This window comes from Companilactobacillus sp. RD055328, assembly GCF_022835675.1.
Classification (GTDB): Bacteria; Bacillota; Bacilli; order Lactobacillales; family Lactobacillaceae; genus BQUT01.
The window spans coordinates 210,374-223,549 of record NZ_BQUT01000005.1; the positions used below are offsets into that span (position 1 = coordinate 210,374).

At 29.8% G+C, this 13,176-nt stretch carries 7 protein-coding genes; all 7 read left to right on the plus strand.

The window, feature by feature from the left end; translation table 11 throughout:
* The first annotated feature begins 93 nt into the window (after positions 1–93).
* Genes RD055328_RS03220 through nth form a run of 7 tightly spaced genes read left to right on the plus strand, consistent with a single transcriptional unit; the run spans position 94 to position 13,156 of the window.
* Positions 94–3,588 carry a PD-(D/E)XK nuclease family protein gene (locus RD055328_RS03220; protein WP_244087368.1) on the plus strand — a complete coding sequence of 1,165 codons (3,495 nt, stop codon included), beginning with the start codon at positions 94–96 and terminating at the stop codon, positions 3,586–3,588.
* Positions 3,578–7,183, plus strand: a complete 3,606-nt coding sequence (gene addA / locus RD055328_RS03225) for a helicase-exonuclease AddAB subunit AddA (protein WP_244087369.1) — start codon at positions 3,578–3,580, stop codon at positions 7,181–7,183. Before RD055328_RS03220 ends, addA begins: the two co-directional genes overlap by 11 nt.
* 16 nt (positions 7,184–7,199) lie before the next feature.
* Positions 7,200–10,004 carry a helicase C-terminal domain-containing protein gene (locus tag RD055328_RS03230; protein WP_244087370.1) on the plus strand — a complete coding sequence of 935 codons (2,805 nt, stop codon included), beginning with the start codon at positions 7,200–7,202 and terminating at the stop codon, positions 10,002–10,004.
* 43 nt (positions 10,005–10,047) lie between these two features.
* Positions 10,048–10,524, plus strand: coding sequence for a hypothetical protein (locus tag RD055328_RS03235; protein WP_244087371.1), 477 nt, complete (start codon positions 10,048–10,050; stop codon positions 10,522–10,524).
* A gap of 15 nt (positions 10,525–10,539) precedes the next feature.
* Entirely contained in the window at positions 10,540–11,838 is a 1,299-nt protein-coding gene (asnS, locus tag RD055328_RS03240) for an asparagine--tRNA ligase (RefSeq protein ID WP_244087372.1), read from the plus strand.
* Positions 11,839–11,885: 47 nt separating this feature from the next.
* Positions 11,886–12,512, plus strand: a complete 627-nt coding sequence (locus tag RD055328_RS03245) for a DnaD domain-containing protein (RefSeq protein ID WP_244087373.1) — start codon at positions 11,886–11,888, stop codon at positions 12,510–12,512.
* Positions 12,512–13,156, plus strand: a complete 645-nt coding sequence (gene nth, locus RD055328_RS03250) for an endonuclease III (protein WP_244087374.1) — start codon at positions 12,512–12,514, stop codon at positions 13,154–13,156. The genes RD055328_RS03245 and nth overlap by 1 nt, the downstream gene beginning before the upstream one ends.
* Positions 13,157–13,176: the final 20 nt, after the last annotated feature.

The window sequence follows — 13,176 nt, forward strand, 5'->3', positions numbered from 1 at the left end:
AGTATGAAAGTTTTGAAAAATCTTATGTAAGACTATATTATACATAAAAAATGATCAATTCGTTAAATTTTGTCAAGAGAAGTAGGGAAAATCATGGCTTTAACATTTGTATTAGGAAATAGTAAGAAAAATCATTTACAACAAATAATGGATAACTTTATTGCTGATTATAAAAATAATCCACATGATAAATTCTTTTTTGTTGTGCCTAACCATATTAAATTTGAATCTGAGATAGAAATAATTAAACAATTCAAAGAAAAAATTAAACCTAATTCTGAAATTATTGCGACAAATAATCTTCAAATTTTTTCATTATCACGGTTAGCTTGGTACTTCCTGCGAGATGAGGAAGTCTTAAACAGACAAACATTAACATCAACAAAAAAATCAATGATTGTTCGCAATATTTTAAATAATCGAAAAAAAGAGTTGCAGATTTTCAAAGGCGAAATTCAAAATAATGGTTTTATTGATGAAGTTGTTTCTCAAATAGAGGAATTACAAAATGGACAAATCGATTCAGATGATTTGGATAATATAATTTCTAATCTTAATGCAACTTTTGAAATCAAGAAAACGAAAGAATTAAAGCTTATCTACGATGACTACAACAGTAATATTAATGAGAACTATTTACATAACAATTTGCTTGTAGAAAAACTACTTGAAGTTTTCAAAAGTGAAGATTTATTATCAAAAACACATTTTTACTTTTTAGGATTTTCGACGTTTAAAAATATTGAATTCGAATTATTAAATACAATTAGTCAAGATAGTAATTTAACAATCAGTTTGGAATTAGATAAGCCTTATATCGAGCTTCCAGAATCAACCGATTTCTATTACCGTCCAGCACGTACCTACTCTTTACTATATTCAGCTGCTAGAGATAAGAAAGTAGTAATAAACAATAACTATGCCAATCTTAATCGTGTAAGTAATGATATCGGTTTGCTAGAGGATTTTTGGATTTCGTCAAATTCTGTAAATAAATCTTTAAATAGTGCTGTCCTAGAAACAAAAAATAGTATACAAATCTGGGAGTGTACAGATCGTCAAACCGAAATTCAGGCAATATCAACATATATTCGACAACTCGTAGCAACTCAAAACTATCGTTATAAAGATTTCTTGATTTTAAGTCGTGACTTGTCAAGTTACGAATCATTTATTAAACCAATCTTTGACACAAATGAAGTGCCAATGTTTTTTGATCTACAAAAAGATATGTCTAAGCATCCATTGAAATTACTAATAGATTATTTATTTGCTTTTGCTCAAGGTAATCTAAATCATGAGTCGATTTTTCAATTATTAAAATTGAATTTATTACTGCCTAGTGAAGATATTTCTGAAGAATATTTTTCGTCAGCAATTGATTTGGCTGAGAACTATTCTTTGGCTCAAGGCTTATATAAGAGTGATTGGTTGAGTCAAGAAGATTTCACATTAGTAATAGATTTAAGTTCAGTTAACGATGAAATACTAAGAAACAAATATCAAGAAAATATCAACAAAATTAATTCAATTAAACATTATGTTGCTAATATTTATCAAAATATCAATGAAGTATTTGATAGCGTAACCACCAATAGACAATTAATAATTGAATTATATAAATTTCTTGAAGATAACCTTGTATTTTTCACGCTTAGAAATTGGCAAAATAATGATTTAGAGAAGGGAGATCTTCTTAATTCCAGCAAACCTGAACAAGTTGTAAATGTTTTGAATCAGCTTTTGAGTGAATTTATTGAAATATTCGGTGATGATACATTTGATGCTAAGAATTTCTTAGATGTATTAGATAGTGGTTTTTCACAATCACAATACTCTCAAATTCCATCAACTTTAGATGCAGTTAACATATCTGAACTTGGTATGGTTCAAATGAATAATCGAAAAATAACATTCATTCTTGGAAGTACATCGGATCAAATGCCCAAATCTAATAAGAATAATTCTTTGATTAGCGATGAAGAAAAAATGGAGTTTAGTAAGTATTTAAAACCAAACAGTGAATTTTCAGATACAGCCGAAATAATTAATAATGATGAACCTTTCTTACATAATTCAGCATTTACAAGTGCCGAACAAAGGATTATTTTTTCGTATCCTTTAATTGGCGATAGTGATCAGGAACAAATTTCTCCATATGTACAACGAATTAAAGATTACTTTGGAATTACTCCAAGAGTTATTACGAATACACCTAAAGCGGATGACGATTATGCACTTGAATACGTTGGATCAATTGATTCAACACTAAATTATCTAATTAGATTAAATCGCTCATTAAAAGACCGTAGTATTAAAATGTCTAACAATTGGAATACAATTCAAAGCTTATTATTAGCTGATACATCTCTCAAAAATAAAGTCCAAGGGTCATTAAACTATCAAAACACAGTTACTAATCTTGACCCCGAGGTTGCTCAAAGCTTGTATGGTGATACTTTAAATGTTTCAATTTCTCAACTTGAAACATTTTACAGTAATGAATTTGAATACTTCTTAACTTACGGTCTCAAGTTGAAAAAACGAGATATCTTTGAACTTAATCAAGCGAATATGGGAAGTTTCTTCCATGATAACTTGGACTATTTTGTTAAATATTTGAATGACAAAGATATTAACTTAGCTCAATTAAGTATGGAGCAAACTAAAGAAGTTTCTAAGAAAATCATTAAAGAACTTTTAGAATCAAAAACTTATAAAATCTTTTCGTCATCACCACAAATGAAATATATTGCATCAAACTTATCTGACATATTAAGTGGACTTATGATTTCAATCAATCAGCAATCAAATCTATTGAATTTTCAACCAATTAATTCAGAAATAGTCTTTGGCACCATTGCTAATAACAAGGGGATTGAGGGGCTCAATTATATCCTTGATGATGGTAAGAAAATTTTTGTACGAGGTAAGATTGATCGTATTGATAAATTTAAAAATAGTGATTCAATACAAATTATTGATTACAAATCTTCAAAAAAAGAATTCAAATATAATATGTTTAGTGCAGGGTTACAATTGCAGATTCCAACATATATTCAAGTAGTTATGAATGACCAATCACAGTTAGGTGTTAAGTCTGTATTAGGTGCGTTTTATTCACGCATCTATTCACCAATCAATGATGCGGAATATATAGTAAAAGATAATTATAAGAACCGCCAGCTTACAGGAATTATTGTTAATGATGGTAATAATATTGACCAATTATTAACCAACGGTGTAGATTCAAAAAATAGCTCTGATATTTATAAGCTAGCACTTAAGAAAAACGGTGAGTTATCGGCACAAACAAACGATTCAGTCACAAAAGAACAACTAGAATTAATGTTGAATTATAACAAATCATTAATTATACAAGCAGCACAAAGGATTTTTTCTGGAGAAATTAAGCTTAATCCTTATCGTGTTAACGATAACGATACTGGATTTAAGTTTACCAACTACAAATCAATTTTTGAATTTGATGCGATGTTACCAGAGAATAGCTACAATGACATTTCAAATATAAGTAAAAAACAATTCTTAGACCAATTAAGTAATGGAGGTGAATACAATGTCGATTAACTGGACAACTGAACAAAAACAAGCGATTTTTGATACCGATAAAGATATTCTTGTTTCGGCTGCTGCAGGCTCTGGGAAAACCACCATTTTAATTGAGCGTGTAATCACCAAAATTATGAATGGACAAGATGTTGATAAACTTCTTATTGTCACTTTCACCAAATTAGCCGCTAAAGAAATGAAGGATCGATTGATTAGTCGATTAAGATCTGAGATAAATAATACAACTGATACGATCGTAAAACTAAACTTACAACAACAACTGGCGAAAGTTCCAGCTGCCGATATCAGCACATTACATTCTTTTTGTTCAAATGTAATCAAAAAGTTTTATTACTTAATAGATTTAGATCCAAGTTTTCGTCTAATGACGGATGATACAGAACAAATGTTACTTAAAGAACAAGCTTGGAATATAGTTCGTGATGAGTACTACCAAAATAATGATCAAGACTTCATTGAACTAACTAAGAACTTTTCTAAAGATCGTGATGATCAAGGATTGCAGGACCTGATTTATAAACTAGCTAATTTTGCTATCACAAGTCCTAATAGTGATGAATGGCTTGATTCATTAAGTCAGTTATATCAACTAAACGATGACGATTTTGAAAAGTCTAACTTCTACAAAGAAATTTTGCTACCAAATATACTTCAATCACTAAAAGAACAATTGAATTTAATGAAAAAAGCTCAATCACTCGCTCTAGAAAACGAGAGTTGTGCTAAATATATTGATCCATTTAGCGAAGCAATTCTTTGGCTAGAAGATTTTATAGAAAAAATTGGTATTTATTCATTTGATGATCTTGCAACAAATATTTCTAGTTTTAAATTTAAGACAGCTCGAAAGAAACCTGGAACCCAAGAAGATGAAATGACTAAAGTAGTCCAAGATATTCAAACAAATATTAAAGACAACTTTAAAAAGAAGATTTTAAACGATTTGGTTATTACTAATAGTGAAAATATGACTCAAATCATGAATAACTCTTATAAATTAATAGTTAAGCTAGTTGAAGCCGAAAAAAGATATTTGGAACAATTTAAGGTGATTAAACTACATAATAAAACTTTAGATTTTAATGATTTAGAACATTTTACTATGGATATTTTTAAAGTTGAAGAAAATGGAACTAGAGTTGCAGCAGAGTATTATCAAAATAAATTTACTGAAATAATGATTGATGAGTATCAAGATGTTAATCCCATGCAAGAAAGTATTGTACAAAGTCTTCAACAAAATTCTAATAATTTCTTCATGGTAGGGGATATTAAACAATCGATTTACGGTTTCAGACAAGCTGCACCCTATTTATTTGCGGGTAAATATGATGAATTTGGCAGAAGCAATGATACAAACGAACTAATTCTTCTTTCGAATAACTTTAGATCATCAAAAACAGTTACATCTTTTGTTAATAACATTTTTGAAATGATGATGGACAATCAAGTTGGTGGAGTTGATTATGATGATCGAACAAAACTTATACCGGGAGCTAAGTTCCCTGATAATGTGGATACTTCAGTTGAAATTAATATTATGGATATTAATTCTGCTGATGAAGAGGGTGTTAATAAGCGTATTGTTGAAATTACGCAACTTAGATCGCGTATTCAAAAGTTAGTAAGTGATAAATATCAAATATTTGATGCTAAAAAAGGTACAAACAGGGATATTCGATATAGTGATATTGCTATTTTAAGTCGTAGTAAAGGCTATTATACTGATATTGTTTCTTCTTTTGGTTCTGCTAATATTCCAGTATATGTTTCCGATTCACAAAATTATTTCCAAACAATGGAAGTTCAAGTGATGATTGAGATATTAAAACTAATTGATAATCCTGAACAAGATATTCCTCTAGTTGCCGTTTTACGATCACCTATTGTTGGAATTAATGAAAATGAATTGGCTCAGATTAGAATTGATAACTCAGGTCTTAATTTTTATCACACCGTACTAACTTATTTAGAGAATAATGATAATCAATTAACTAATAAATTAGAGGTATTTCTAAAGCAATTAAAGAATTTCCGTGAAAAAGCAAATCAAGCATCAATTTCCGAATTAATTTGGTCTATTTATCAAGAAACGGGATTTTTAGATTTTGTTACTGGAATGCCCGGTGGTAAACAGCGTTCAGCAAACTTGCATGCTTTATATCAAAGAGCTAACGAATTTGAAGCAATGAATTTTCAAGGCTTATTTCGATTCATCAGATTTATTGAAAGAATTGAAGCTAATCAAAAAGACTTATCTCAACCAAGTTCTATTGAGTCTGATGAAGATGCTGTTAATGTTATGACTATTCATGGTAGTAAGGGATTGGAATTTCCTATTGTTTTTTTAATTGATGCAGCAAAGAAATTCAATACTGATGACTTAACGGGTGATGCATTAATTGATGTTCAACAAGGACTTGGAATTAAATATATTGATTATGATCGAGAACTACGTTTTTCAACTCCAGTTAGAGGATTGATTAAACAAAAGAAGAATATTTCAAATATTTCCGAAGAATTGCGTTTATTATATGTTGCATTAACACGTGCTAAGCAAAAATTGATAATTATTGGATCAACAAAATCATTATCAAAAAAAATAGAAGCTTGGCAAACTGTTGATTTAACAAATTCAAAAATTGACTTATATGATCGTTTAAACTTCAAATCATATTTGGATATTATAATGTCTTGTATATTACAAGATTCAACAAGTACATCAGGGAGTAGCTTCTTTAATAAAGAATTAAATACTCAGATTCTGTTTATTAAACCTGAGAATATTGATCTATCAATAATTAGTCCCAAGAAGATATTTAAAATTAAAAACAAACCAACAGCTGATGATAAATTTACGCAGACAGTTAAGAAAATTCTTGATTTTCAATATCCATATGAGAAGTCTGTCAAAACTACCGCTTATCAGTCAGTTTCAGAGATTAAATTTTTATTTGGTGATCCAGATGAAGATTCATTAGTTAAGTCGCAAATTATAGATAGCGGTCGTTACACTCTAAACGATTTTCAAAAACCTAAGTTCTTGATGACAGAAGAAAATGTATCTGGAGCTGAAATAGGTAGTGCAACTCATTTGATATTACAAAAGTTATCTTTAGATCAGAAACCGACAATTGAATCCGTCCAGAAATTAATTAACAATTTAACGAATAACGGGCTAATTTCCTCAGCTGTAAGTAAAAAAATTAACATTTTAAATATCATTGATTTTTTTGATTCTGATTTAGGAATGCAAGTTATGAATAATCGTGATACATTGCAACGAGAATATCCTTTTTCAATGGTAGTACCAGCTAAAAAACTATTTGATTCAGGTAGTGTGGATGACGATATCCTTATACATGGAATAATTGATGGCCTTATTGAAACAAAAGAGGGTATAATAATCTTTGATTACAAGACTGATAATGTAATTAATGATAATTCTGCTAAAAATTCAGTTGATTCTGCTGTTAAGAATTATAGCGGTCAACTTAATCTATACGAAGCAGCAATTGAGAATATTGAAAATAAACAAGTAATAGGTAAGTATTTATATTTCTTAAGACTTGGTAAATGCGTAAAAATCTAATGTGAGTAGGATTTATATGGATATATCAAAACACTTTGCCGTTGTCGATTTAGAAACAACGGGAACAAATAAAGGCGAAGATCGGATAATTCAATTTGGGTGTACATTAATTGATAATGGTGTGATTTCGGATTCTATTTCAATTCTAGTAAATCCGCATCAACGAATTTCAACGAGAATTCAGGAATTGACAAATATTTCTAATGACACTGTGAAGAATGCCCCAAGCTTTGAAGAGGTTGCCGATCAAATATTTAATTATTTAAAGGGAAGAACATTTGTAGCTCATAATGTTAACTTTGACTTTCCCTTTATTAAAGCAGCATTAAAAAAATCAGGATATGACAATTTAGATATTCCAGCTATTGATACTGTTGAACTTTCACAAATATTATTGCCACAATTGAGCAGTTTTAAATTACAAGATATTTCAGATTATTTGAATATTGAACATGATCATCCACATCGTGCAGATGATGATTCTAATGTCACAGCTAAATTATTATTAATATTAATTCAAAGAATCAATATGCTACCAATTACGACTCTAAAAAAAATATGCCTAATTGGTGAATCCACTATTCGTGAAACTGGTGAATTATTCTCCAGTATATATCAAAAGAGAATCAATGATGCCAATATCTTACAAGATTACTTATACGAGAAAAACGGACTGGTTTTGCGTCGTAAAACTGTAAAAGTTAACTCTAATGTTGATTTGAATACTGAATATCCCGTTTCAAAAAGCGATAAAATTTCAAGTTTTAATAACGTTTTAGAATATCGAAGTGAACAAGCAAAAATGATGAATTCAATCCATAGTACATTACTCGAAAATTCATCAAAAAAATGGACTATATTGGAAGCTCCAACTGGGATTGGTAAAACTATAGGATACTTATACCCAATTTCTTTTCAAATATCTGATAGACATAAATTAGTCATTGCTACTACAACAACAGTTTTACAAAATCAAATTTTGGATGAAGCCATTCCATTTTTGAATCAATTGCAAAATTATTCTTATCATGCACAAGTAGTTAAGAGTAGTTATAATTATTTAGATTTAGATCGTTTCTATAACACGTTGTCACAAGACCTGAAGGGGCATAAAACTACAGCAATTCTAAAAATGAAAATTTTAGTTTGGTTAACAATGACCACTACTGGTGATTTAGACGAATTGCGTCTCAGCAATACAAATATAGATTATTTATCATTAATATCCCATCGTGGAGAAGATAAGATAAACACATTATTTGCTGAAGATGATTTTTGGAAATTCAGTATAAATGAGGCTAAACGCGCTGAGATTTTGATAACTAATCAATCATATTTCGCGTTACATTTGAGTGACAAAATTTGGGGTGATAATCCTTATCTTGTTATCGATGAAGCTCATCATTTTGCAGATAATTTAAGAAAAAATAATTCGCCAAGTTTTAATATGAACAAGCTTAATAGTGAAGTGAAAAAAATATCTGATACCTTATATCAGAATAGAGAAGATTTAAAAGAAAACTTCAATAATAATTTCATTGGGAAATGGAGTAGGAAAGATCTTCAGTTAATGGAATCTTTCTTCCAAGAGTTTGAAACTGCAACAGCTAAGCTTGATGATTATGTATATCAAAATTATTTTCTTAATAAGTTGCTATCAGATAATAAGAGTAGTTATTTAGAAACACGAATGTTGAATAAAGATATTAAACAACCGGCACGACTTATTTCATACTTATCAGAAATAAAAGAATCTTTGACAAAAATAATACTAGAAATTGATAAACTAATTCGTAACTATTTTGGCCAAAACGATTTTATTGGTCTGAAAATATCGGGAATTATTTCTAATTTAAGCTTGTACAATAATTCATTACGTCGACAAACAGTATTAATGTTAGATCTTATTACTAAACTAAATGATGAGCATCAGCTATTTGGTGTTAGCTTCCAGCTTAAAAATCAATTTAATTCATCTGGTACTAATATTGTTTGGTATAAATTAGATATTAATGACGAAATCAATACCGTTAATCAAAAATTCAATCATATATTCATGGTTGGTGGGGCATTGAATAGTAGTGATAATTTTAATTTTTTCAAGCGAGATTTACAGTTAACTGATGAGTTGATTCATAATGCCGAAATATTTAAGAATCAATATAACTTAGATGACAGAACACGAGTATATATACCTAATGATTCTAAAAATATAAAGAATATGAACGAAGATGAATATAGTTCTTATTTAAGTGAAATGATAAAAAAATTCTTAGGCGATAATCCACATCAGGCTCTTGTTTTATTTAATTCTTTGTCTACTATGAATGAAGTTTATATTAAACTATCCGAGAGCTCATTAAGTAACAAAAAAGAAATACTTGCTCAGGGTATTAATGGTAATAATGAAAAGATTAAAAAACGTTTTTCTCATAGCAAGAACTCTATTTTACTTGGATCCAATTCATTTTGGGAGGGTGTAGATTTCCCACAAAAAGTTCTTGAAATTGTTATTATTACAAGGCTTCCATTCGATTCTCCAGATCAAAACGAAACAATGATTCGTAGTAAATATCTTTCAAAATTGCAGTTGAACGCATTTAACGAGGATGCATTACCTAGAGCAACTCTAAAACTTCGTCAAGGTTATGGAAGGCTTATCAGAACCCCAACGGATAAAGGTGTAATGATTATCTTAGATGATAGAATAATCAAATCCAAATATGGAAAAGAAATGTTAAGTAATTTTCCAGAAAAATCGATTAAAAAGAATTATTCATCCAATGAAATTAAAGAAAATCTAGAAGAATTTTTGAACTAACTTTTGGTATACTATAGTTAGTCAATTTTTTGAGGTATTAAATATGCGTAGATCCACCATAAATTGGATAATTATTGGAATTGTAGGGGTTATTGCTACTTCTATTTTTGTTTTTTTCTCTATAGCTAGCGAACCATATACTAGCGCTCGATCACAAGCAAATAAAATTGCATACAAGTCGGCAGACATTGATAATCCTAATTATTTCTCAAATTTCACACAAGATAATCAATATTACAGTGTGGGTGGTTGGACAAAAGAAAATAAATACCGTTATGTAATGATTAATGCTAAAAGCGGTAAAATAAAGATTCTTAAGAGTAATAAATATAATAGAGAGACTACTAAAAACAAAATTTTGAGTAAGTATAATCCAAAGAGAATTAATGATATTAATTTAGGAATTATCCATAATAAACCAACCTGGGAAGTTTCATTTACAAATAAGAACAATTCTATAGGTTATGCAATGGTTGACTACGAAACAAATAAAATAACACAATTGATTAACAATATTTAAAGGAGTATTACATTCATGGTTAAAACAATAAAAATCATTGATGCAAAAAAACATATTGATGAAGAAGTAAAAATAGGCGTTTGGCTAACAGATAAACGTTCTTCAGGTAAGATTTCATTCTTGCAATTACGTGATGGAACAGCATTCTTCCAAGGAGTTGTTGTTAAGAATAATGTATCAGAAGAAATTTTTGAATTATCAAAATCATTACGCCAAGAGACAAGCTTTTGGGTAACAGGTGTAATTCATGAAGATTCAAGATCTCATTTTGGTTATGAGATTGAAGTTTCTGGAATTGAGGTTATTGGCGAAAGCGAAGATTTCCCTATAACACCTAAAGAACATGGTGTTGACTTCTTGCTTGATCATAGACACTTATGGTTACGCTCAAAACGTCCATACGCAATCATGCGAATTAGAAATCAAATGATTAATGCCACTTATGAATTCTTCAATAAAGAAGGGTTCATTAAAATGGATCCACCAATTCTTACTGGTAGTGCTCCAGAAGGAACAACAGAATTATTCCATATTGAATACTTTGATCACGATGCTTATCTATCACAAAGTGGTCAACTTTATGCTGAAGCAGGGGCTATGGCCTTTGGTAAAGTATTTACATTTGGTCCAGTTTTCCGTGCGGAGAAATCAAAAACACGCCGTCATTTAACAGAATTTTGGATGATTGAACCAGAGATGGCATTTATGGAACAAGACGAAAGTTTAGAAGTTCAAGAACGTTATATTGCATACTTAGTTCAAAGTGTTATTGATAACTGTGAATATGAATTAAAAATACTTGATCGTGATATTGAACAACTTAAAAAGTATACTAAATTACCATTCCCTCGCATTTCATATGATGAAGCTATCGAAATGCTACAAAAAAATGGTGCAGATGTTAAATGGGGAGACGATTTTGGCGCTCCTGATGAACAATACATATCAGAACAATTTGAACAACCTGTATTTATTATGAACTATCCAAAAGAAATCAAATCATTCTATATGAAACCACATCCAGATCGTGATGACGTTTACCTTTGTGCTGATCTTCTAGCTCCCGAAGGTTACGGAGAAATTATCGGTGGTAGTGAGCGTGAAACTGACTTTGATGCACTTGAAAAGATGATTGATGAAAAAGGGCTAAACAAAGAAGAATACCAATGGTATCTTGATTTACGTAAATACGGTTCAGTTCCACATTCAGGATTTGGTTTAGGATTCGAACGTGCAGTAACTTGGATTTGTAAACTAGATCACTTACGCGAAGCAATTCCGTTCCCAAGAATGATTAACAGATTAAAACCATAATATAAGTTGAAAGGTTGGAATATTTCCAACCTTTTTTGAGGAAAAATATGTCAATAAATATATTAGATAAATTAATTAAAGACGGATCAACATCAATTAATAATGTTATTTTATTAAATTTACATAATCTTTCTCTTAATGCAGAGGAGTTTTTGATTTTTTCAGTTCTCGAAATGTATTCGCAAAAGAATAATAAATTTCCAACTCCTGAACTAATTCAAAAAACTACTGGATTAGAACAATCAAAAATCATGAATATTATTCAGAGTCTTATCAAAAAAAATATAATTGATATAAAAACAGAGATAAATAGAAATCATCAGCAACAAGATGCTTATGATTTAACTCCGGTCTATTATCAATTAGAACAAATTTTGTCAAAGACTGATGAAGAAGCTAATAAATTAGCCCAAGAAAACAAACTTCGTACTTTATTCAAAATGATAGAAGTAGAATTTGGTCGCCCAACTTCACCGATAGAACAAGAGACTATTCATGATTGGATTAATCAAAGTCATTATAGTATTGATTTAATACAGTTAGCATTGAAAGAGGCTGTTTTGAATCAAGCTTATTCTTTCAAATATATGGATCGTATCTTATTAAATTGGGAAAAACAAAACATAAAAACTCCAATTCAGTTAGAAGAATCGAAAAGGAGAAATGAATTATAATGCTAGCAAATTCTGATATTGTATGGGCAATTCATAAAATGATGGATGAAATTGGTCCTGTTAAACCGTCACTTGATTCGAGAACTGATTTCCAATACTTAATATCAGTTATTTTAAGCGCACAAGCAACGGATGTCTCTGTTAATAAAGTAACACCCAAATTATTCCAAAAATACCCAGACGCATCAAATATGGCTGATGCTGACATCTTAGAGATTGAAGACATAATTAAAAGTGTCGGTCTTTTTCATAATAAAGCAAAAAACATAAAGAAATGCTCTCAGGAACTTATTGAAAATTTTGATGGTACAGTACCACAAGATCGAGAAAAATTAATGCAACTATCTGGGGTAGGTAGAAAAACAGCCAACGTTGTTATCAGCGATAGATTTAATATCCCTGCATTTGCTGTTGATACACATGTCTCTGCAATTTCTAAACGACTTCACTTTGTAAAAAAAGATGCTAACCCTTTGGAAATAGAAACAAAAATAACTTCGGTTTTACCTAAATCCGAATGGACTAAAGCTCATCATACAATGATTGAATTCGGTAGAAAGTACTCGATGAAACTGACAGTTGAAAAAGAGATTTGTTCATTAATAATTGAGTGCGATAAATTAAACAATAAAAAAAAGCAATGATATTATTTAATATCATTGCT